Origin of the sequence: Marinicella sediminis (assembly GCF_002000055.1) — a bacterium.
Classification (GTDB): domain Bacteria; phylum Pseudomonadota; class Gammaproteobacteria; order Xanthomonadales; family Marinicellaceae; genus Marinicella; species Marinicella sediminis.
Window position 1 is genome coordinate 57,302 of sequence record NZ_MVBD01000012.1, and the last position, 22,061, is coordinate 79,362.

Annotated in this window: 19 protein-coding genes; 4 read left to right on the forward strand and 15 right to left on the reverse strand. The window is 47.7% G+C overall.

Features of this window, described 5'->3' with window-relative positions; translation table 11 throughout:
* Positions 1–70: 70 nt before the first annotated feature.
* The 8 genes from B0475_RS14680 to B0475_RS14715 form a co-directional block, all read right to left on the reverse strand.
* On the reverse strand, positions 71–1,006 hold the full coding sequence (locus B0475_RS14680; protein ID WP_077412639.1) for a cell division protein FtsX: 936 nt from the start codon (positions 1,004–1,006) through the stop codon (positions 71–73).
* A complete protein-coding gene (ftsE, locus tag B0475_RS14685; protein ID WP_077412640.1) occupies positions 1,003–1,674 on the reverse strand; it encodes a cell division ATP-binding protein FtsE in 672 nt (223 codons plus the stop codon). Before ftsE ends, B0475_RS14680 begins: the two co-directional genes overlap by 4 nt.
* Before the next feature lies 1 nt (position 1,675).
* Positions 1,676–2,896 carry a type II secretion system inner membrane protein GspF gene (gene gspF, locus B0475_RS14690; RefSeq protein WP_077412641.1) on the reverse strand — a complete coding sequence of 407 codons (1,221 nt, stop codon included), beginning with the start codon at positions 2,894–2,896 and terminating at the stop codon, positions 1,676–1,678.
* Between the two features lie 6 nt (positions 2,897–2,902).
* Positions 2,903–4,372, reverse strand: a complete 1,470-nt coding sequence (gene gspE / locus B0475_RS14695; protein WP_077412642.1) for a type II secretion system ATPase GspE — start codon at positions 4,370–4,372, stop codon at positions 2,903–2,905.
* Between the two features lie 3 nt (positions 4,373–4,375).
* Complete coding sequence (gene gspD / locus B0475_RS14700; RefSeq protein ID WP_077412643.1) at positions 4,376–6,247, reverse strand: type II secretion system secretin GspD; 1,872 nt, start codon at positions 6,245–6,247, stop codon at positions 4,376–4,378.
* Positions 6,244–7,110, reverse strand: coding sequence for a type II secretion system protein N (locus B0475_RS14705; RefSeq protein ID WP_077412644.1), 867 nt, complete (start codon positions 7,108–7,110; stop codon positions 6,244–6,246). Before B0475_RS14705 ends, gspD begins: the two co-directional genes overlap by 4 nt.
* 8 nt (positions 7,111–7,118) lie before the next feature.
* A complete protein-coding gene (locus tag B0475_RS14710) occupies positions 7,119–8,891 on the reverse strand; it encodes an acyl-CoA dehydrogenase C-terminal domain-containing protein (RefSeq protein ID WP_077412645.1) in 1,773 nt (590 codons plus the stop codon).
* Positions 8,892–8,977: 86 nt separating this feature from the next.
* A complete protein-coding gene (locus tag B0475_RS14715) occupies positions 8,978–9,856 on the reverse strand; it encodes an aldo/keto reductase (protein ID WP_077412646.1) in 879 nt (292 codons plus the stop codon).
* A gap of 138 nt (positions 9,857–9,994) precedes the next feature.
* Here B0475_RS14715 and B0475_RS14720 point away from each other — a divergent pair, with 138 nt between their 5' ends.
* Entirely contained in the window at positions 9,995–10,561 is a 567-nt protein-coding gene (locus B0475_RS14720) for an ECF-type sigma factor (RefSeq protein WP_077412647.1), read from the forward strand.
* Entirely contained in the window at positions 10,548–13,367 is a 2,820-nt protein-coding gene (locus tag B0475_RS14725; RefSeq protein ID WP_077412648.1) for a serine/threonine-protein kinase, read from the forward strand. The genes B0475_RS14720 and B0475_RS14725 overlap by 14 nt, the downstream gene beginning before the upstream one ends.
* Before the next feature lie 30 nt (positions 13,368–13,397).
* Here the strand turns inward: B0475_RS14725 and B0475_RS14730 are convergent, their stop codons facing one another.
* Together B0475_RS14730 and ssb are read right to left on the reverse strand one after the other, a co-directional pair.
* Positions 13,398–15,347: a hypothetical protein gene (locus B0475_RS14730; RefSeq protein ID WP_157892994.1), complete on the reverse strand. Its 1,950-nt coding sequence runs from the start codon at positions 15,345–15,347 to the stop codon at positions 13,398–13,400.
* 122 nt (positions 15,348–15,469) lie between these two features.
* Complete coding sequence (ssb, locus tag B0475_RS14735) at positions 15,470–15,937, reverse strand: single-stranded DNA-binding protein (RefSeq protein WP_077412650.1); 468 nt, start codon at positions 15,935–15,937, stop codon at positions 15,470–15,472.
* A gap of 195 nt (positions 15,938–16,132) precedes the next feature.
* Between ssb and B0475_RS14740 the strand changes: the two genes are divergently transcribed.
* Positions 16,133–16,663, forward strand: a complete 531-nt coding sequence (locus B0475_RS14740; protein ID WP_077412651.1) for a GspH/FimT family pseudopilin — start codon at positions 16,133–16,135, stop codon at positions 16,661–16,663.
* Position 16,664: 1 nt separating this feature from the next.
* On the opposite strand, the gene B0475_RS14745 is transcribed toward B0475_RS14740, so the two are convergent.
* Both B0475_RS14745 and B0475_RS14750 read right to left on the reverse strand, forming a co-directional pair.
* On the reverse strand, positions 16,665–16,991 hold the full coding sequence (locus B0475_RS14745; RefSeq protein ID WP_077412652.1) for a HesB/IscA family protein: 327 nt from the start codon (positions 16,989–16,991) through the stop codon (positions 16,665–16,667).
* Positions 16,992–17,136: 145 nt separating this feature from the next.
* Positions 17,137–17,532 (reverse strand): phasin family protein, encoded by a 396-nt coding sequence (locus B0475_RS14750; RefSeq protein WP_157892995.1) that lies wholly within the window; start codon positions 17,530–17,532, stop codon positions 17,137–17,139.
* Positions 17,533–17,641: 109 nt separating this feature from the next.
* Here B0475_RS14750 and B0475_RS14755 point away from each other — a divergent pair, with 109 nt between their 5' ends.
* The gene (locus B0475_RS14755; protein ID WP_077412654.1) at positions 17,642–18,406 is read left to right on the forward strand and encodes a hypothetical protein; all 765 of its coding nucleotides are present in this window, start codon (positions 17,642–17,644) and stop codon (positions 18,404–18,406) included.
* A 47-nt stretch (positions 18,407–18,453) separates the two neighbouring features.
* On the opposite strand, the gene lpxC is transcribed toward B0475_RS14755, so the two are convergent.
* The 3 genes from lpxC to ftsA all read right to left on the reverse strand — a co-directional run bounded on the left by lpxC (position 18,454) and on the right by ftsA (position 22,060).
* Positions 18,454–19,365, reverse strand: coding sequence for a UDP-3-O-acyl-N-acetylglucosamine deacetylase (gene lpxC, locus B0475_RS14760; protein WP_077412655.1), 912 nt, complete (start codon positions 19,363–19,365; stop codon positions 18,454–18,456).
* A 247-nt stretch (positions 19,366–19,612) separates the two neighbouring features.
* Entirely contained in the window at positions 19,613–20,791 is a 1,179-nt protein-coding gene (ftsZ, locus tag B0475_RS14765; RefSeq protein WP_077412656.1) for a cell division protein FtsZ, read from the reverse strand.
* Between the two features lie 45 nt (positions 20,792–20,836).
* Positions 20,837–22,060: a cell division protein FtsA gene (gene ftsA / locus B0475_RS14770; protein ID WP_077412657.1), complete on the reverse strand. Its 1,224-nt coding sequence runs from the start codon at positions 22,058–22,060 to the stop codon at positions 20,837–20,839.
* Position 22,061: the final 1 nt, after the last annotated feature.

Here is a 22,061-nt window from a genome sequence, read left to right on the forward strand (position 1 = left end):
AAACACAGCCGTTTCTTACAACACATGTTTATTTTTGTCGGTCAGTTCTCAATTAGAACAGCAGTCTGCGTCACAGTGTTCTGATGTGATTTGACGCACTGAATCGGGCTCCCATCCAGGAGATCAGAATGGCCAGTAAAGCAAACACCATAGACTCATCCAGATGCGGGGTGCGTAACACAATCGTCTGCCCAAATGAACGGGACAATTCAGCGATCGGAACTTCCATCCACCACACCGTCAACTGTAACATCAACAGTGCCACCACAGCGGCCAGCAATCCATAATAAAGTCCACCATATAAAAACCGACGGCGGATTTGTCCAGGTGTGGCTCCCAGCATCTTCAGCAAACTGATTTCTTTTTTGTGGGCAGACACTTCACTGCCTATGGTATGGCTGAGAAAGACCAGCACAATAATCAAAAAAACAGCGATACTTGCCTGCATCAGATAGTAAAAAGCCTGCGTCAGGGTTTTCAATTGATTGAACCAGTCGGCATCAAAACTCACATAATCAATGTCAGGTCTGAGCTGTAAGGCCTGCACCAGAGCCTGCAACTGATCACTGGTGGCATTGGGGTGTGGCTGCAGCAGTAATTGATCAGGAAGTTCATATTCATCAATGATGTCAATAATTTGATTTAACTGAGGGTCATCATTCAGGTTGTCTTTGATGGTTTGGTTATCCACCATGACCACTTCAGTGATCAGTTTTCGCTCATTCAGATCATGTTGCAAAGCAGTCAATTCATTGGCATCAAGGCCTTTCTGCAGAAACACCGCCACGCTTCCCTGACCTCGCCAACGGTCTTCTACTTCAGTGAAGTTTTGCCACAACGTCCACATCACCAACGGCAGGTAAAAGCAAATGGCCAGGGTAATCACCGTAAAGAGGCTGGACAGCGGTGTCTGCAAGGGCATGAGCACACCTTCCAGCATGGCCCGTTGATGACCCCGTAACCACTTCAGCACCCCACTGGGTTTGTGTTTGATCAATTGATTCATGCAGGTCGATAATCATCAATCAGTTGCCCGGAATCAAGCACCAAAACCCTTTTCCTCAGGCGCTTGATTAAAATCAAATCATGTGAAGCAATCAACACCGTGGTCCCTGACTCATTGATTTTCATGAAAATTTCCATCAATTCCAGAGACAAGTCCGGATCAAGGTTACCTGTGGGTTCATCTGCCAGCAGGATATCCGGCTTGCTGACAATGGCTCTGGCAATCCCCACCCTTTGTTGTTGTCCACTGGATAATTGATCTGGGAAGTGATCCAGTTTGTCTTCCAACCCAACTTGCTTGAGCACCACCCTGGCTTGTTTTTCACTGTCACTGCGACCATACCCCCTGATCAGCAGAGACAAAGCCACATTCTCCAAAATGGTGCGGTTTTCCAGTAACCGGTGATCTTGAAAAATCATTCCCAGGCTTTGCCGGTAAGCGGGTAATTGTTGTTCTTTTAATTGCCTGAGCTCAAATCCATTGACTTTCGCCTGACCGTAACTGATGTTTTCAATCTTCATGATCAGTTTCAAAATGGACGTTTTGCCTGCTCCGGAATGCCCGGTCAGGAACAACATTTCACCGGCATCCACAGTGAAACTGACATCAGACAACGCTTTGCTGTGTTTGCCATAGGATTTGCTGACTCTGTTGAACTCGATGAGCATATCAGTTAATGATGGAATTGATCTGGAAAATTGGCAGCAGCATGGCCAGCACGATGAACAACACCATCATACCCACAAACAGTATGGCCAAGGGCTGCAATGCACCAATCAGTGTTTTTAACTTATTCTCGACATCCTTTTCCTGCACCTTCGCGGTACGTTCCAGCATCTGACTGAGCTGTCCGCTTTGCTCACCGGAATGAACCAACTTAATACTCAGTGGTGGAAAGGCTCCGGTGTTTTGCATGGCCCGTGCCAGCCCACTGCCTTCCCGAACAGCTGAGGCAGTCTGCTCACAGGCCTGTTTCATGACCTGGTTACTGACCACTTGCCTGGACAAGGACAAGGCCTGTACTATCGGTACCGCACTTTGAGTGAGTATACCCAGGGTTCGGGTAAACCGGGCAGCCTGTGCAGTCCTGACCAATCTTCCGATGAGGGGTAGTTTCAGCACCAGACGATGCCAACCCAGCTGAAACGGCGGGTGTTTTTGAAGGGCCAGAAAAGCCACCAACAACACACCAATCCCCAGCAAGAGATACCAGCCATAAACAGCCAAAAAATCGCTGACATTGATCAACACCCGGGTCATGACTGGCAACTGGACCTGGGTACTCTCAAAGACCTGAATCACTTTAGGCACGATGTATACCATCAATCCGGCCACTACGGCTACGGCGGTCATCACCAAAATCAAAGGGTAGATCAGTGCTGAAGTGGATTGCTTTTCCATGTCATCCCTGGTCTCCAGGTAATCTGCCAGTTGCAACAACACGGCTTGCAAATGACCTGATTGCTCCCCGGCTTCAACGCTGGTGGCCACCAATTCATCAAAAGCCCGCGGAAAAATTCGCATTGCAGCAGCCAGTGACTGCCCTTCCATGACTTTGGCATGAATGGTGGTGAGGATGCGCTCGGTATTGCGATGTTCACTTTGCTCTATCAGGGTTTGTAAAGCCTCATCCAGTGGCAGTCCTGCCTGTATCAGTGTAGCCAACTGCCTGATGAACAGCGGCAGTTCTGCTTTTTTCAACGACAATCGCTGCTGCCTGACTCCAGGGATTTCTGTTGAGGGGACAGATTCTCCCACCAACGATATGTGCACCGGTGTGAGCAAGCGGTCACGCAACAGCTGTCTGGCCTGCTTTTCATTTTCAGCCTGGATGATGCCTTTCTTTTGTTTGCCAGCCTGGTCCAGTGATGTGTATTCAAATGCTTCCATGTGCCATCAATCGCTGTGTATCACCCGCATGATTTCATCAACTGAGGTCAGCCCGGCCAGCAGTTTTTCGCGGGCATCATCAATGATCCCCGGATGAGTCTGATGGGCGACCTGCGTCATTTCTGCTTCAGATTTATTCTGATGGATCATGGTTTTCAGTTGCTGATTCATGGTGATGATTTCATATACCCCAATACGTCCTGAATAAGCTTGATTAATGGGCAGGCTGTCATCAGCCTGATAAATCTCTGATACGTCTGTTGGCAAACTCAATAAGCTTCTTAATTGATCATCTACTGGTTGGACTTGCCTGGTTTTGGGATTGAGCTTTTTCACCAACCGCTGAGCAATCACTGCTTTCACTGAAGAGGCCAGCAAAAATGCTGGCACGCCCATGTCAATCAGCCTGGTAATGGCTCCCACTGCAGTATTGGTGTGCAGGGTGGAAAACACCAGATGCCCGGTCAAACTGGCCTGGATGGCAATTTCAGCGGTTTCCAGGTCCCTGATTTCACCTATCATGATGACATCCGGATCTTGTCTGAGAATCGCTCTGAGCCCCCTGGCAAAAGACATGTCTACTTTGCTGTTGACCTGGGTTTGACTGATGCCATTGAGGTGATATTCGATCGGGTCCTCAATGGTCATGATGTTGCGTGAACGTTCATTGATGGCCTCAATGGCAGCATACAGCGAGGTGGTTTTACCAGACCCGGTAGGACCAGTGACCAGAATGATGCCATGGGGCAATTTCACTAAATCACGCATCATGGATAAGTGTGCCGGGGACATCCCCAACTGTTGCAGGCTCAGTTGACCCGCCTGTTTATCCAGTAAACGCATGACAATGCGTTCACCAAATGCACCGGGTATGGTCGAGACCCTGACATCGACCGGATGGGCGGCAATGCGTAATGAAATCCGGCCATCCTGAGGCAGCCTTTTTTCAGCGATGTCCAGTTTGGACATGATTTTAATTCTGGAAGCGATCAAACCTGCCAATGAGCGGTCTGGCGTCAACACCTCCTGCAATTCTCCATCCACCCGGTAACGGATGGACAGTTGACTTTCGCCTGGCTCGATGTGAATGTCTGACGCATTGACTTTGACCGCATCGGCCAATAAAGCATTGATCAGCCGGATAATGGGCGCATCATCATTACTCTCCAGCAAGTCCTCTGGTTCAGCGAGCACCTCAGCCACAGCTGATAATTCAGATTCACTGTTATCCATGTCTGCCACCACATCATCGGTCATGGACTGCTGATGGTGGTAAATCTTTTGAATGATTTGCTGATATTCAGCTGGCTCAAAAAAGCTGAGGCTGACCGGGTGTTTACTCAATCGCTGCAATTCAGCAATTGCGGTAGGAGCTGCAGCCCTGGACACCGCCAGTGTCAGGTGCTCATTGTCCTGCTTAAGTATTGTTGCACCACGTTTTTTGGCAAAACTGTATGAAGGAAGTTTGATGGCCATGATTTACTGGTCGTCAATCTCCGGCAACAAAGGCTCTCCTCTGCGGAATGATTCCGGACTGACTTTTTCCAACTGCTGTTGGCGGATGTCGTTATAGCGTTCTTTACTGATGGTTTCCTGTTGCAAGTTGTCTTTCAGAATCTGCGGATGGATAAAGATCATCAGGTTGCGTTTGACCCGGGTTCGTTTCTTGGTTCGGAAAATATTTTTGATCAACGGAATATCTCCCAACACCGGTACTTTTTTGATGCTTTCCTGTACCGAATCATCGATCAATCCACCCAGCACCAGAATTGAATCATCAGGTATCATCACAGATGTACTCAGGGTGCGTTTTTTGGTCACCAGATCAACCGCGCTGACGGCGGTGGCATCAATGCTGGATATTTCCTGAGCGATGTCTACCACAATTTGCCCCCCTTCATTGATGTGTGGTGTGACCGTCAGAGACAGACCAACATCTTCACGTTGAATGGTGGTAAACGGATTGGGTGAACCACTGGCATCTGAATTTCCGGTGGCGGAAAACTGTCCGGTCACAAAAGGCACTTCCTGCCCCACTGACAGTGATGCTTCCTGATGATTCAGGGTCACCACCGATGGTGTAGACAAAATATTGTTGTTGCCGTCGATACCAATGGCTTTGAGCAAACCACCAAACTTAAAGATCTGTTCACCGTTGTTACCGGTGCCAAAATTTAAATAACCCAGATTCAAACCACCCGAAAGCAAGCTGCCAAACACGTCCAAAGGATCATCGGCGCCCAGATTAGGTAAAGTGTTGCCTGTGAACGAACCTCCGACGATGCCATCATCACTGTCACCACCAATGGGGGCAAACCAGTCCACGCCCAGTTCTTTGGAATTATCAATGGAAACTTCAGCAATGATGGCTTCAATCAACACCTGCTGTCTTCTGATGTCCAATTGGGCAATGGCTTGTTCAACATTGCGGTAAATCGCTGGCGGTGCATTGATCACCAGGCTGTTGGTTTCTTTGTGAGCCTGGATACTGACATCTGAAGATTCATTCTCGCCAGCCTGACGACGTTTAGCCAGGGTTTCCAGAATCGGCACCAATTTTTCGGCAGAGGCATACTTCAGAAAAACCACTTGTGCCTGTGTGTTGGTATCCAGCGGCACATCAAGCTGAGCAATGATGTTGAGGATTTTGGCTTTCAGTGAAGGGTTGGCATTGACAATCACTGCGTTGGTTCGGGTATCCGGCACAATTTTCGATTGAGGGCCCAGTGAATTGGAGGATTCCAACAACTGACTGAGGGTGTCAGCCACATCTGCTGCACTGGCATATTGCAGTGGAATCAATTCAATCGAGGCATCCGATTTACGGTCAACGTTCATGATCAATTGTTCCATGCGATCCACATTGGCAGCCTTGTCTGAAACAATCAGCAGATTGGATTCCTGATTACTGATCAGCTTGGCTTTGCTGTTCATTGATTTCAGCATTTGCATGACATCTTCCACTGGCAGGTGCTTGATGCGGAAAATCTTGGTCATCAACTGATCAGGGTGGTCACTGGTCAGACCTGAAAGCGGGTTGGACTTGTCAATGGGAATGATTTTGATCGTGTCACCCTGGGTTTCTGTGGTAAAGCCATTCACACTGAGGATGGATAAAAACATGTCATATACCTTATCCTCAGGTATCGGCTGTCCAGAAATCACGGTGATTTTGCCATTGACTTCAGGGTCAATAACAAAGTTTTTGCCGGTGATGTCACTCACTGTTTCTACCAACAAGCGGATTTCAGTATCCTGTAGATTCAATGTGTGCATGTGATCTTCTGCCCAGCTGTTTTGACAGCACAGCAAACTCATCAGCATAGCTGCTAACTGGATTGGTTTTTTCATTGTTGAAACTCTTTTAAATTCAGGTTCAGATTCAGCTGACGGCCATTTCGCATCACCGTCACACTGGCACGGTCTTTACCAGACAGTTCTTGTTGTAATTGCAGCACATTCTGCGATGAGATTTTAATACCATTGACCGCCACAATCTGATCATTGGCCCGCAACCCCTGTTTGATCAGGTCTGAGTTACCCGACAATTGCGACACCCGCAACCCGGCAATCTGTCCCTGACCATCGCGCACCACATTGACCTTACTGGCCATGCGGGCAATTTTCGTGGCATCAAACTTTTGCTCATTCAACATTTCCTGCCAGTCAGAGGATTTGTTGATGTGGTTGGCAATGCGGTTGGAAGCTGCAGCGGTGGCTGCAGACTGGTCAGACCCCTTACTGGTGGTTCTGGTGTTCATCTGCCGCCCTTTACTGAGCGACAGTTTCTCCCTGCTGTTGTTACCCCTTTTGAGCACCAGATGGTCTGCGTGTACGGCATCCAAGGTGGCCAATCCATACACCTCATCACCCACCTGGAATTGCTGCTCATCACCTTGTCGGTTTCTGATGTATGCCCTGCCTGCTGCGGGATCTGCCGTGGCCATGATTCCAGTCACGATGAGATCCAGAGAAGTCTCTGATTGCAACATACTGAGGGGTATTTCGGTGGTGGTTGAAGAACCAAACAGGTGATAAGTGGATGGCTGTGGCCTGAGCTGAGTGGTGGATAACATGGAAGGGGGTGCTGTGACAGCCTGAATGTCAGACTGCTGATGCTGTGGAAACAGTAAAAACTGTATCCACAGCCAGACCAACAGTGCCAAAAGCACCCATATCAGAAGTTGTTTCAGTTGTTTTTTGTAATAACTCAATATGTTGATTAAAATTCTGACTCTGCCATATCCATCAAAGGATCAGCACCTGTCATGATGGTGGCTTTCAGTGCATGACATCTGGGCAGAATTTTAGCGAAGTAAAACGCAGCGGTTTTCTTCTTGCCATTATAAAAATCCGCACCCAGCTGACCTTTGTTGTTCTCTGCTGAATTATGCAGTTGAGCCCAGAAATATGCAAGGATTACATAGCCGGACATCATCAAATAGTCAACCGATGCAGCACCCACTTCATCTGGGTTTTTCATCGCCTGCTGAGTGATAAATGAGGTGGTTTCCTGCCACATATCCAGGTATGACTGCAGGGCGTCATTGTGCGGTGTGGGGGTTTCATTGATGAAGTTCTGGATGATGTCTGCCATTTCGCCAATCTGACCTTTTTGCATCATCAACATTTTACGGCCAGTTAGATCCAGTGCCTGAATTCCAGTGGTCCCTTCATACAAAGTGAAGATTTTGGCATCCCGATGCCACTGTTCCTGACCATGCTCACGGATGTAGCCGTGTCCGCCAAAAATCTGCACACCATAATTGGTGGCCTCCATCGCCACCTCGGTCAAAAAGGCTTTAATGATCGGGGTCAAAAAGGCCAGCAGACGATCGGCCCGCGCCACTTCATTCTGATCCTGACTGTGTTTGATGATTTCAATCTGCTGGCCAGCAAAATATGCCAGTGCCCGGTTTCCCTCAGCAAATGCTTTCTGTGTCAGCAACATGCGCCTGACATCAGGGTGGACAATGATCGGATCAGCGGGTTTTTCCGGTAATTTCGGGCCGGTTGCAGAACGCATCTGCAAACGTTCTTTGGCGTATACCAGGGCATTTTCATAGGAAGCCTGGGTGGCCGAAAGACCTTGGATACCGGTGTTTAGACGGGCACCATTCATCATGGTAAACATGATTTTCAGACCTTCATTGGCGTTGCCGATCAAGTACCCTTTGGCTTCATCGAAATTCATCACGCAAGTGGCTGAGCCATTCAGCCCCATCTTGTGTTCAATACTTGCTGCACCCAGGGTGTTACGCTCAGCAGGCTCGTTTTGTTCATTCAGCAACATCTTCGGAATCAGGAACAAAGAAATGCCTTTGGTACCTTTCGGTGCGTCTGGCAATCTGGCCAACACCAAATGGACAATGTTATCTGTCAGATCATGTTCACCAGAGGTGATGAAAATTTTTGTACCTGTAACGTTATAAGTACCATCATCATTGGGTTTGGCAGCGGTATTGACCAGACCCAGGTCGGTACCACAGTGGGGCTCTGTCAGACACATGGTTCCAGCCCATTCGCCTGAAGTCAGCCCTGGCAGAAATTTAGCCTTCAATTCATCTGTGGCAAAATGCTCAATCAGCTCTCTGGCACCATGGGTCAGACCAGGATAGTTTGACCAACCCGGACAGTAATAAGTGTTGAGCTCACCGAGGATCAATTGCAGCCAATAACTCAGCCCCTGACCACCGTAGGCTTCATCACCATCCAAGGCAGCCCAACCGGATTCACAGTAGGCTTTATACAGTTCAACAAAACCATCCGGGGTTTGAACCGATTGCCCCTCATGGCGACAACCCTGCTCATCGGCATTGCGGTTCAAAGGTCCGGCATGTTCATGTAAAAACTTGGATGCTTCATCAACAATGGTCATGAAAGTTTCAACATCAATGTCCTGGTGAACACCCAGTTTCTGGTAATGTGCAGCGAGGTCAAGTACTTCGTCTGCAATGAACTGAATGTCTTTTACGGGTGCGGGTATATTTGCCATAATTCAAACGTTTGTTTTAAAGAGCAGTTATTTTATCACCGGCCTTGTGTAAAAGAAATAAACAAAGCATCGATTTTCAGGCATATTTATGCAATCATTTTCCGCCAATAAGACACCATCTCCTGACGCATGGCATCATCTGGCATAGGCCCCAAACCGGCCTTCATATTTTGTTGCATATGACTCACCTGGCTGGTGGCCGGGATGGCACAATGTACCGCCGGATGAGAAACGATGAATTTGAGAAAAAACTGGGCCCAATGCTGACAACCGATCTCTGCCGCCCACCGGGGCAAGGGCTTGCCCGCCACCCGGGTAAACAAGCCACCGGTCTGAAATGGCCGGTTGATGACAACTTTGATGCCTTGCTCTCTGGCCACTGGCAGCAAGTACTGCTCAGCCTCACGATCATGGATGTTGTAACTGAACTGCACATAATCGATGGGCTGTTGTTGCATGACCCGAATCAACTCCCGGTGACGCCGTCCATGCGAAGTGGTCACACCAATGTGATCAATCAAACCTTGCTGCTGCCACTGTTTTAAAGTAGGCAAATGAACTTGCCAATCCAATAAATTATGTACATACATCAGATTGATTTTGCTCAACCCCCACAAGCGCATGGATTCACGCATCTGAAGCTCACCCATTTGTTGACCCATGGTCCAGACTTTGGTGGCTGAGAACAGGGATTTTGCACCATGAGTTAACGGCAGCAGTTGACCCAACAGCTGTTGTGCATATCCATACATGGGAGATGAATCAATCATCTGCCCGCCACCTGCAAAAAACGCATTAAGCAACCTCACAAACCCTGCCTGATCAATATCAGCAAGGCGATGATCAAAAGTGATCCAGGTGCCCATACCAATGGGATGTGCAGACCGATGCTTGACTGCTGTCTTTGACAGTTGTGAAAACAGAGGCCATAAAAGCATTGCCTGGTTCAATGATCTGCGTTTCATGTATCAATCCCGTAAGTCTCCTGATATCAGACCCCGCCTGTATCCATTGGTTCCGGAAAGCACAGATTCAAGCCCCCTCTGAGCAGCTGAGCATGGGTCCTGCTTCCATAAGGCTGAGCCTTCAGCTAGAATGATTCCATGCAAGCAGGTGACATAACCACATTACTGACCAGAACCAATGATGACCCAGAGGCCCTCAATCAGGTCTACAGCCTGCTTTATGATGAAATCAAACGCATTGCGGCCTACCACCTGAAACAGTTTCACAATCACCAAACCATCAGCCCGACGGTGGTGGCCAATGAATGCTACCTTAAATTGGTCGGCCAACAACACATCCCTCCTGAAGACCGTAAACACTTGCTGAATTACCTGTCTAAAGTAATGCGCCGCTTCATCATCGACCAAATTCGCAGCAAAAACCGAGACAAGCGCAAAGCGCACATAGAACACATCACCTTACAACACCTCATGGGACAGGATGATGTGTCAATTGATGACCTTGAACTTGATCAACTGATAGATCACCTTTTTGCTGTGGATCAGGAATTGGCTGAACTGTTTCAGCAAAAACTGTTTTTTGGCTTCACCTTCAAAGAACTCAGTGAAATCAACCAGCTCTCTGAACGTCAGGTCATCCGCAAATGGAACCAGGCAAAGGCGTTGATACTCACCATCATTGAGCATCATCATGGATCTGAATAAACTCAAACAGGCCAACGACATTTTCGAACTGCTTGCCGGTAAAGAATCCGAGGTCGCGCTGCAACAACTGAATACCTACGAACACCTCGATGATGAAGTCCTTGAACTGGTGAAATCACTGATCAACAATCACCAGCAGGACAGCATATATTTCAGCCAACAGGTCAGTCAATTAATCCCTGAATCTCCTGACTGTGCATTTGTCAGTGGTGACACATTGGGTGGTTATCAATTGCTGGAAGTGGTGGGTCATGGGGGGATGTCCACAGTTTTCAAAGCCAATCGAATTGACAGTGACTCACAAAAATCAGTTGCCATCAAAGTTTTTTCATTGTCGGAACAAAATACTGAGCTACAAACCCGCTTTCTCGCTGAGCAAAAGATTCTGGCCTCATTGAATCACCCCAACATTGTCGATTTTCATCATGGCGAAACCACCACTGACGGTCAATCTTACCTGGTGATGGAACTGCTCGAAAATGCTTTGCCACTGGATGCACATGTCAGCCAAAACAAGCTGACTGTCCGGCAAATAATCGCGCTGATCCGTCAGGCTGCTGAAGGCCTGATGTTTGCTCACAACCACCTGATCATTCACCGGGACATTAAACCATCAAACCTGCTCATCACGCCTCAGGAACAACTGAAAATTCTGGACTTCGGCATCGCCAAGCTGCTGACCCCTGGTAAACAGCATGACCCCAGCCAGACATTAATGGCACTGACCCCACATTATGCATCGCCAGAACAAATCAATGCAGGACAAATTGATGTCACTTCTGATGTGTTTTCTCTGGCTGCAGTGGCCGTCTATTTACTGACAGGCCAGCAACCATTTCCAGCCAATCGCTTACTCAACAATTGCCTGCATGATGAAGCACATGTCAATGATTTGCTTAACCAGGCGCTGAATGACCGTGATTTGCGTCAGATTTTGCGCAAGGCCCTCAGCCACGACAGGACCCGGCGATACCAGAACATGTTTGCTTTTGATGATGACCTGGCCAATTGGCTGGCCAGCAAACCAGTCACCGCAACTGCAGATTCCTGGTGGTACCGCTTGAATCGATTTGCCGTCAGACGTCGGGCCTTGTTCACCACCCTGGTGTTGCTGTTGTTGACAGTCATTACGGCTGTGTCAGGCCTGAGTTGGCAAAATCAAGCCATCAGAAGAGAGGCACAAAAAGCCGATGCAGTCAAAGAGTTTATGCTCAACGCCTTCAGTGTAACCAACCCGAATACCAGCCAGGGCGTTGACCTGTCAACCCGTGACTTATTGAAACAGGCAGCGGCAAAAATCACCGATGATCAGAACATGGATCGTGAAACCCGGCTGGAACTCTATCAGGCCATGGCCAATGCCCATGGCAACCTGGGCTATTACCCGGAAGCCATCAACCTGCTCAACACCGCACTGGAACTGGACCCCGGCAATGAATCATCATTGGCTTTATTGGTCCAATACAACTTCGTATCTGGCCAGATCAAAGCCGTCAATGAGCAGCTTGCAGACATTCATGAAATGGGGTTTTCTGACCCCAGCCACAAGGCTGCGATCAAACGGGTTCGCAGCAACATACTGGCCCAGGCTGGTGAACATGAGCAAGCCATGCTGGAGTTTGAACTGCTCAGTCACATACCGCTGAATCCCAAAGATGAGGCACATAATCAGGCATTACTGGCCGAAATTCACTACCTCAATGGACAGTCTGAACAATCCATTGCCATCCTTGAAAAACTCAAAGCCGATTTACAGTTGCCAGAAACAGACGTCTTTATCCTGAAAATCAATTCTGATCTGGTTCAATACCATGACCGTGTCGGACAATACAGCAAAGCCAGAGAATTAACCGAACAAAATATTTCAACATTTCAGAAAATCTTGGGTGATCAACATCCCGATCTGGGATTGGCTTACAATTCACTTTCGGTGTTTCAACGCCTTGAAGGCCAGCTGAAAGAAGCCCTGGATTCAGCTGAAAAGAGCAAGCAACTCTATCGCCAAAGGTACGGTGAAGTCAGTGAAGGGCTGGCCCAGGCACACAGCAATGCAGGCATGGTTTACTATCTGGAGCAGGACTTCGACCAGGCTGTAGACTCATTCACCATAGCCACCGAAATGTTGATCGGCATTTTTTCACCCTCACATCCGGAAGCCCTGGCTGCACAATACAACCTGGCCACCATTTTAAATGCCATAGGCCGATCTGCAGAAGCCATTACCATCCTGGAAACCATTTATCAGATTGAACTGGATAACCTGGGCATTTCTCACCGTTCGCCATTGTTCACCCAACAATCAATGGCCCTGACCCTGGCAAAACTGGAACGACATGATGAGGCCATCAAACAAAGCAGGGCCAACCTGCAAACCGTCAAAGCCCATTATGCAGACCGGGCCGGCTTTATCCTGCAATCCAGGAATGTGTTGGCCAGGGTGCTCTACATGGCTGGTGAATACCAGGAAGCCAGCGCATTATTCACCCAAAACATCAACCAATGGACTGAAGGCAATGAGAACGAACGGGCCAACATGCTTAAATTGAATGCCATGTCGCTTTGGCATTTAAACCAAGCCACTGAAGGGAACCGGTATTTTCAATTGTGGCTGACCCAATTAAAGACCCTGTATGGACCCACCGATGAAAAACACCTCAGCGCCATGCTGGAATGGGCCAGGTTGATCAAAAACGATGACCCCACCCAATCCTCCGCATTGTCACAATCGGTAAGACAAATCATCACCGATCATAATTTGGACTACCCGGCTATCAACCAACAACTCAATACCATAAACCAGCACTGACAACATGGACGAAGCCATCCCTGCAGCGATTCATTCAAACCCACTGCTGAATATCAAATCATCCGGCTGAAAAACTGCACCAACGGTGGTACTTGCTGTAACCGTAATAAAGCAGGTGGTCCCATTGGGTAATGGGCAGTTGCTCCAGCCTATGAAATCACTGCCTGAAAAAGCGGTTGCCGACAACTCCACCAAAGTGCCATTAAAAATCACCTCAGTGCAATCGGTGCCACAAGAAATACCCAGCGGATCACTGATCACAAACCCTTCTCCTGAGCCTGTTTTTTGCACCGTCAACAAAAACTCATCAGTGCCAATGTTGTCATACACCTCGTCAAACCCGGCATCATACAAACCACCGGCTTCTCCAGGCATACCTTGGGGATTGGTGTTTTCATTGACCGGAGAATCCTGATACTCAATGTCCCTGTGCGTACTCCAGGCAAATGTATCTTCCAGGCACATGTCAACACCGGCCGAGCTGGACAATTGACGTGAATCTCCGCCCGCTGAATTAATGAAATCAGCTGAACCAATCACAAAAGCACCCACTGGCCAATCGGTTGAATTGTCAATCAAGTTACACTTACCGGAAACATCCGGTGTAGTGGTTGGCGCGTTCTGCCCCCCCAGGGTATCCTGAAAAATGGAGTTTTCAAAGCGCAGATTGCCGGTTGTGCTGAACCAGACATAAGCGTTTTCAGTTCCACCCCCAACCATGTCTTTGTAGTTATCAACTGCCGTGATGTGTGACAATTCAGATGTGCCAAAATTCTCCCATAAGAAATGAGCTTCATTGTTGATCATATTGACATGACTCATTTGCAATACGGAACCCGGACTGACTGACACCAGGCCATTGAAATCGGTTGAATTGAAAGTATATTCATTTCGATCAAATAAGGTTCTTTGTATGAGTATTTTTGAGTTAGACACATACACCACATTTTCCGCAAATGTATTTTGTTGGAACTCAGAACAACTGATCAAAAAAGGACAAGCCTGGGCACGATCCATCACCACCTGGTTGGACCCGGTTCCACCATCAACCGCGTACAATCCGGCACCTCTGATATCTGCTCTGTTGTTGGCAATGTAGGTATTTAACAAAGTGGCCCGGCCAGTACCGTGAACATACAATCCCGAACCATTGAATGCCCAGTGATCGGTGATTTGAACGCGGCTGGCACCGCCATTGGCAAACAATTCACCTCCGTCATGCACCATGACACCACCACCGTCATTGGCACTGTACTGAAATGAACTGTTACCGCCCCTGATGCGACTGCCACCCTCCAGCTGAACAAAACAGCCATCCTCAACGTACAGATTGCCTCCTGATACGGCTTGATTTCTCTCCACAGCGCCAAACACATAGACCTCGGTATTGGCTCCAAAACACCAAATACCGCCGCCTTTGGGTATGGCCGATAAATCACCATTGTTCTGAATGATGCTGCCAGCATCAACAGACACAATTGAACCATCCAGCGCCCGGAGGCCGGCTGCGTTGCCAGACACATCAACCGACTCCAGAAACACCACCGAACTTTCTCTGACGATAAGCCCCCTGCTTTGCGAATTGAATACCTGTAAATTCCTTAGCCTGACCACTGAATTCCCACTGATATCAAAGACCGCACCTGCGCCCCCTCCGATTGAAGTGATGCCGCTGCTGCCTGGTGAGTCACAGTCAGCAAAGCCTCCCACCACGGTCAGCTCACCAGAAATCGAAGGATTCCAGCCAGTCAATGTATTGACACCATCTCCATTACCGGTATAAGTCACGGTGTTGGTTAACCTGATCTCGTCATTGGTGCCCACACCATTTAAAGCTGCTTCAGCAAGGGCAAGTGTCAGACTGCTGAAATGATTTGATCCATTACACTGGGCCCCTGTGCCCACGTACAGGGTCGCTGAAAATGATGACCCGAAGGCCAACATGCCAATCATCAGACCGATTACTTTTATTGTTTTCATATCAGTTTCCATTGCTCGTATGATGCTTCTTACGCCATCCGGACAAAATTCATGACACCCAAACAAAAAAAGACCCCATCACGGGGTCTTTTTTGTCATTATTGTTGATTCCGAAATGTTTATCAGAATGGAATTTCATCATCAAAATCATCAAAACCAGAAACCGGATCATTGTTTTGTTGTTTCTGATTGTTGTTGGGTCTCGGTGCTGATGGCATGGACTGACCACCACCGAATCCACCGCCACCTGAATCACCTCGGCCTCCCAGCATTTGCATTTCATTGGCAAGAATTTCTGTGGTATATCTGTCCTGACCACTCTGATCCTGCCATTTATTGGTACGCAGTTTACCTTCAATGTAAACCTGGCTGCCTTTTTTCAGGTACTCACCGGCAATTTCGGCCAATCGGCTAAAGAACACCACCCGGTGCCATTCGGTTTTTTCCTGACGATTGCCTTCTTTGTCTTTCCAGCTTTCAGTGGTCGCCACAGAAATGGTGGTCACTGCTGCACCGGCTGGTGTGTAGCGCACTTCCGGGTCATTACCCAGGTTGCCGACCAGGATGACTTTGTTGATTCCTCTTGCCATTGTTATTCCCAATAAAATAAAAGTCGATTATAGGTTCCTGCCCATACCGATTCAAGTGACCTTGTCTGATTTTCCCTGTCATCAATCGATGACCTGGTCAGAGAAATTTGATGGGCTGGTCATAAAACAACGTTTGAAGATGATTCTCTCTCGAGCTGATACTGAAGGCCATTTAACCGAAGATGAAAATCAATCATGAAAAGCACACAGTATTTACCAGGCGGGTTCACCGTCATTGATTTGATAGTGACACTCTTGATAAGCACACTGTTACTCAGTTGGGGTTACCCTTCTTTCCGGGAATTCAGAAACAATCAATTATTGACTCAATCGATCAATCAATTCTCAGCTGCGGTTAATTTTGCCCGCAGTCAAAGTATCATCCGGGCTGAGCACATAGTGATCTGTCCCTCGACCAGTTTTCAACATTGTGAGGCGACAGGCCAATGGCATCAGGGCTATTTGGTTTTCGCCGATCTGAACCAGGACCGTCAACACAATGACCAGGATGTTTTGCTTTTGGCTGGTGAACCGTTGTCTTCAGGCATCATGGCAATGTCTTCACGTTTTCGCAGTGCCATTAGATTTACCCGCAGCGGATTTTCACCGGGCACAAATCTCAGCATACGATTCTGCGATGAACGGGGTGCAGAACACGGCAAAGCACTGGTGGTCAGCCAGGTAGGCAGACCGAGGATTGCACAGCGCATCAGTCGCTGTCAATGAGTCAATTGGTGGTGAAGCTTTCTCCACAACCACAGGATCCCGTGGCATTGGGGTTCTTATAAACAAAAATTTGATTGATGCCTTGTCTTTCATAATCAATAACAGTCCCTTCTACTTTGTCCAGGGCATCTTTGGGTATCACCAGGGTAACGCCCTTGTCTGTGATGGTCACTTCGTTCTGCTGCACTTCATTGACCAGTGACACATCATAACCCCATCCGGAACAACCCATTTTTTTGACAGCGACCCGAAAACCAACGGCTTGTTGATCAAGAGACATGAAATGAAGGATGCGATCGGCTGCTTGTTGAGTCAGGCTGAGTGTCATGAGTTTTTATAGTCAGATATACAAGTATATGATATGTGTTTGCCTGACTGATAATCAAGATTTATTCAGGCAAAAAAAAACAGCAACCTTCCTTGGCTGCTGCTGGGGGACGAGGTACAAGCTCGTGATTAAAAAGCGATGCCGATCAAGCAGCTTTCTTTTCAATCTTCTTGATTTCTTTGATCAATGTATCAACCCGTTTGGTCAAACCATTCAGGTCTTCTGCAGTTGGAATGTCCAGTTTGGTCAAAGCAGTTTCAACTTTGTTTTCAAAAACATTTTCAATTTTCGAAAACTTGCTGGTGGCCAATTGTTTGATGTTGTTGAATTTACCTTCGGCTTTGCTGGTCAACTCATTGACAGATTTTTTGGATTTCTTTTCCAGCGATTGACCTTCTTTCAGCAAAGTGCCATAAAATTTGTTGGCTTCTTTAGAAACATTGCCATAAACTTTGGCCGCTTCTTTCTGAGCGATTGAAACCACACCCAATCCTGCCAAAACTGCATTTCTTACTGAATCTTTAACTTGTTTTGTATTCATTTGTGACACCTCATTAAGTTGTGTTTTATTGATGATGTGGGTATAGTAATCAAGCAACATAGAGTAAACACACTAATCACTGAAATAATTTAAAAAAAAGAAATTAATCATGAAAACCACCCATTGGGATCCCATTGATCCGGCCTTTGCCAAAACCTACTCAAAAGAACAGCTGACTGAAATCTGGTCACAATTGCATGCTGCTGATCTGGCTCCTTTGCCAGAAGGTCAATTGCTTGAAGCCTGGCTGATGTTTCACAACGGCGCTTTCGCCGGGGCAGCTGAACTCGCAGGCACATTGGGTGACATTGGCTTGCCTGTGGTGATGCGCTCAGTGGTTGCTTATACCGACTATGTCTGTGAAGATGAAGATGAATGTGTGGAGTTGCTGGAAGAAGCCTATCAACTGGGTGAAAGCAGTGACAGTGAAGATGTGAACAACCGCTTCACCACTGCCCTGGCCATGGGCCGGTATTCACAATCCATTTCGATCACCAAAGCCTTGACCAAAGGCCTGGGCGGTAAGGTTAAACAATTGCTCACCGATGTACTGGCCGAACAACCTGATCATGCCGAAGCCCATTTGGCTATGGCGATGTACCATGCCGAAATCATTGACAAGGTGGGTGCAACACTCGGTGGCCTGACCTATGGAGCCAATGCCAAAACTGCAGCCAAACACATCGATCAGGCTTTGGAGCTGGAACCCAACGCCATCAACCTGATTGAAGCTGGCAATGCCTGGCTACTGCTCAAGGGTGACAAAGGGATGGAGCGGGCGACAGACTATTATCAGCAAGCTGCACAGGTACAGCCTCTGGATGCACTCCAAACGCTTGATGTGGATTTTGCCCAATCTCAGTTGGAAGATTGATCAGCAATCTTTATATAGAACCCATCAGAATTGATGGACAGATTCATTCAGGCAAGCAGCCCTTGAGGCAACATGGATTCTGCTTTGTGTTTATTTGAAGTAAAGGTAACCACTTCAAAAGCAGACTCATCGGCCAACAAGGCTCGCGCCAGTTCATTATTGAGGAAATGACCAGACTTGTATCCGTGATACTCACCAATGATTGGATGTCCCAATTGATAAATGTCACCAATGGCGTCCAATAGTTTATGTCTGACAAACTCTGCTTCGTATCGCAAACCATCATGGTTCAACACACGATAATCGTCCAGCACAATGGCGTTGTCCATTGAACCGCCCAATCCCAGATTGTGACTGCGCAGCATTTCAATATCCCGCATGAAACCAAACGTCCTGGCCCTTGAAATTTCTTTGATGAAAGACTGGGTGTTTAAATCGATGTCGGCATGATTACAGTGGTCTTCAAATGCCGGGTGGTCAAATTCAATGTCAAAAGAAAATTTACTGCCGGCATAGGGGGCCAGGGTGGCAAATTTATCTTCAACTTCAATTCTGACTGGTTTTTTGATTTTAATGAATTTTCTTGGTGCTTCCTGCTGCTCAATACCAGCAGACTGGATCAGAAACACAAATGGTCCTGCAGAGCCATCCATAACCGGTACTTCTGAAGCACTCAGATCCACATAGCAGTTATCAATGTTCATGCCGGCAAAAGCCGCCATCAGATGTTCAACGGTGCCCACTTTAATGCCATTTTTAATCAATGTGGTTGACATACTGGTTTCACCCACCTGGGTGGCCGCAGCTTTGATTGAAACTGGTCGCTTGTAATCAACACGACGAAAAACAATGCCCGTATCCACGGGAGCTGGTCTTAATGTAATGAATACTTTTTGTCCGGAATGGATGCCAACGCCTGTGGCCCGAACGGTGTTTTTTAATGTCTGTTGTGCAATCATAAGCGAATCATACTGATACTTAATGCAGAATTCGGTGAATTGTATCACACAAATTTGGCGTTATAAGGAATAAATGTGGTATTAATACAACTATTGTGACTTTTTTACCACAAAATTTCAGGTGCTGAACCCACCCTCGCCTTTACCAATAAGCAAAGGCGGCCGGCCACCGGAGGTGTGTGGCCGACCTGGGCTGACGTTCATTTTCAGCAATTGAACGGGGTTATTCAATCACTGAATAAACCAATCAATCCAATTGATTCCTTAAAAAGGTTGGGATATCCAGATAATCGTCATTGTCCTCAGCAGGTTTGTTGTCTCTCAATTGATCAACCACAGCATGACCTGATACCGGCCGGCTGTCTTCACCATGGCCCTGATCATCGCGGCTGGCCCGGATGGGCTGTTCAATCTGATTATTGGTGGCATTCCTGACGATCTCCACTGACTTGAACTGTTTTTGCTTAACAGACTTGTTCAAACCTGTGGCAACTACTGTGACCCTGATTTCATCTTTCATGTCCATGTCAATCGAAGTACCAACCACCACGGTGGCTTCATCAGATGCGTATTCTTTGATCAGATCTCCAATCTCTTCATACTCACCGATGGTCATGTCCATACCAGCTGTGATGTTAACCAGCACACCATTGGCACCGTGCATGTCAATGTCCTCCAACAATGGTGAATTCATGGCCAATTCAGTGGCAGCTGCTGCCCGGTCATCGCCTTTTCCAGCACCCGAACCCATCATCGCCATACCCATTTCCGACATCACGGTTTTTACATCAGCAAAATCGACATTCACCAGTCCGGGACAGGTGATCAGTTCAGCAATACCCTGAACAGCACCCTGCAACACGTCATTGGCAGCTTTAAACGCATTCAGCAAAGTCACGTCTCGACCAAAATGAGTTAATAATTTGGCATTGGGAATGGTGATCAGTGAATCCACATGCTGTTCCAAATCCTGAATGCCCTTATTGGCTACATCCATACGTCGTTTCCCTTCGAAAGGAAATGGCTTGGTGACCACAGCAACTGTCAAGATACCCATTTCCTTGGCTATCTGTGCAATCACTGGTGTGGCACCTGTACCAGTACCACCACCCATGCCTGCTGTGATAAACACCATGTCTGTGTTTGCCAAACATTCCTTCAGGCGCTCAGAATCTTCCAGTGCCGCCTGCCTGCCAACTTCAGGGTTCGCACCTGCGCCCAAACCCTTAGTGACATTCTGGCCAATTCTGACCACATTTTTGCAATGGGTTTTATCCAATGCCTGCATATCGGTGTTGGCACAGATAAACTCCACGCCATCGATATCTGCATCGACCATTTGCTGGACGGTGTTGCCACCTCCTCCACCGACACCAATCACTTTAATGACTGCGCCTGTGTTTTCTGTTTCCATTAATTCAAACATGTTATACCTCCGGTTACTAATTCATTATTTTGATTTCAGTGGTCATTAATAGTCACCCAAAAACCACTTTTTAAACTTCTGGAACCAACCCTCTGATTCCATCACATTGTCGGCCACATAATCAGTGTTGCCGCCATATTGCAATAACCCCACTCCCGTTGCGTGAACGGGGTTACTGACCACTTCTTTCAGCCCGGCCACATCGACCGGAACGCCTAATCTGACTGGCACGTGGAAGACTTCTTCAGCCAATTCCACTGCCCCTTCCATTCGGGCCGCTCCACCAGTCAGCACAATACCTGCTGCAATCAGATCAATGTATCCGCTGCGTTGCAGGTCTGCCTGAACCAGACTGAACAATTCTTCATATCTTGGCTCGACCACTTCGGCCAATGTCTGTCTGGCCAGACGGCGTGGTTGCCGATCACCCACTGAAGGCACTGAAATGGTCTCTTCAGGAGAGGCCAGCTGGCGCAAAGCACAGGCATATTTCAATTTAATGTCTTCAGCATGCTGAGTTGGGGTGCGCATCGACACCGCAATGTCATTGGTGACCTGATCTCCGGCGATGGGGATCGCAGACACATGTCTGATGGCTCCCTGGGTAAAAACCGCAATGTCAGTGGTGCCTGCACCAATGTCAACCATACATACGCCTAACTCTTTTTCATCTTCGGTCAGCACCGCCGTAGATGAAGCCAATTGTTCAACAATCATCTGGTCAACGGATAAGCCACACCTGGCCACACATTTACTGATGTTTTGCGCGGCACTTTCTGAGCCTGTAATTAAATGCACCCTGGCCTCCAGCCTCACTCCGGACATGCCAATGGGGTGTCTGATTCCATCCTGACCATCTATCACATATTCCTGTGGCAACACATGCAGTACTTTTTGATCGTTTGGGATCGGCACCGCTTTGGCTGCATCCAAAACTTTCTCTACATCTGTGCGACTGACTTCTTTGTCTTTGATGGCCACAATCCCGTCAGAATTGATTGATCGGATGTGACTACCGGCAATTCCCACATACACAGACTGTATCTCACAACCGGCCATCAGCTCTGCTTCCTCGATGGCCCGCTTGATGGATTGAACAGTTGACTCAATATCTACCACCACACCCCTTTTCAAACCACGGGAAGGTGAGGAGCCAATGCCTACCACTTCAATGGATCCATCCTGATGCAATTCACCCACAATGGCGACCACCTTGGATGTGCCTATGTCCAGCCCGACTTGTAATTTTGTTTCTTGACGTTTCGCCATC

Coding starts and splice junctions, on each gene's coding strand:
- B0475_RS14740 (WP_077412651.1), top strand. CDS start 16,133: ATGAAAAGCACACAGTATTTACCAGGCGGGTTCACCGTCATTGATTTG.
- gspF (WP_077412641.1), bottom strand. CDS start 2,896: ATGGAAGCATTTGAATACACATCACTGGACCAGGCTGGCAAACAAAAG.
- B0475_RS14725 (WP_077412648.1), top strand. CDS start 10,548: ATGGATCTGAATAAACTCAAACAGGCCAACGACATTTTCGAACTGCTT.
- gspE (WP_077412642.1), bottom strand. CDS start 4,372: ATGGCCATCAAACTTCCTTCATACAGTTTTGCCAAAAAACGTGGTGCA.
- B0475_RS14710 (WP_077412645.1), bottom strand. CDS start 8,891: ATGGCAAATATACCCGCACCCGTAAAAGACATTCAGTTCATTGCAGAC.
- B0475_RS14750 (WP_157892995.1), bottom strand. CDS start 17,532: ATGAATACAAAACAAGTTAAAGATTCAGTAAGAAATGCAGTTTTGGCA.
- ftsZ (WP_077412656.1), bottom strand. CDS start 20,791: ATGTTTGAATTAATGGAAACAGAAAACACAGGCGCAGTCATTAAAGTG.
- lpxC (WP_077412655.1), bottom strand. CDS start 19,365: ATGATTGCACAACAGACATTAAAAAACACCGTTCGGGCCACAGGCGTT.
- ftsA (WP_077412657.1), bottom strand. CDS start 22,060: ATGGCGAAACGTCAAGAAACAAAATTACAAGTCGGGCTGGACATAGGC.
- gspD (WP_077412643.1), bottom strand. CDS start 6,247: ATGAAAAAACCAATCCAGTTAGCAGCTATGCTGATGAGTTTGCTGTGC.
- ssb (WP_077412650.1), bottom strand. CDS start 15,937: ATGGCAAGAGGAATCAACAAAGTCATCCTGGTCGGCAACCTGGGTAAT.
- B0475_RS14755 (WP_077412654.1), top strand. CDS start 17,642: ATGAAAACCACCCATTGGGATCCCATTGATCCGGCCTTTGCCAAAACC.
- B0475_RS14730 (WP_157892994.1), bottom strand. CDS start 15,347: ATGAAAACAATAAAAGTAATCGGTCTGATGATTGGCATGTTGGCCTTC.
- B0475_RS14715 (WP_077412646.1), bottom strand. CDS start 9,856: ATGAAACGCAGATCATTGAACCAGGCAATGCTTTTATGGCCTCTGTTT.
- B0475_RS14680 (WP_077412639.1), bottom strand. CDS start 1,006: ATGAATCAATTGATCAAACACAAACCCAGTGGGGTGCTGAAGTGGTTA.
- ftsE (WP_077412640.1), bottom strand. CDS start 1,674: ATGCTCATCGAGTTCAACAGAGTCAGCAAATCCTATGGCAAACACAGC.
- B0475_RS14720 (WP_077412647.1), top strand. CDS start 9,995: ATGCAAGCAGGTGACATAACCACATTACTGACCAGAACCAATGATGAC.
- B0475_RS14745 (WP_077412652.1), bottom strand. CDS start 16,991: ATGACACTCAGCCTGACTCAACAAGCAGCCGATCGCATCCTTCATTTC.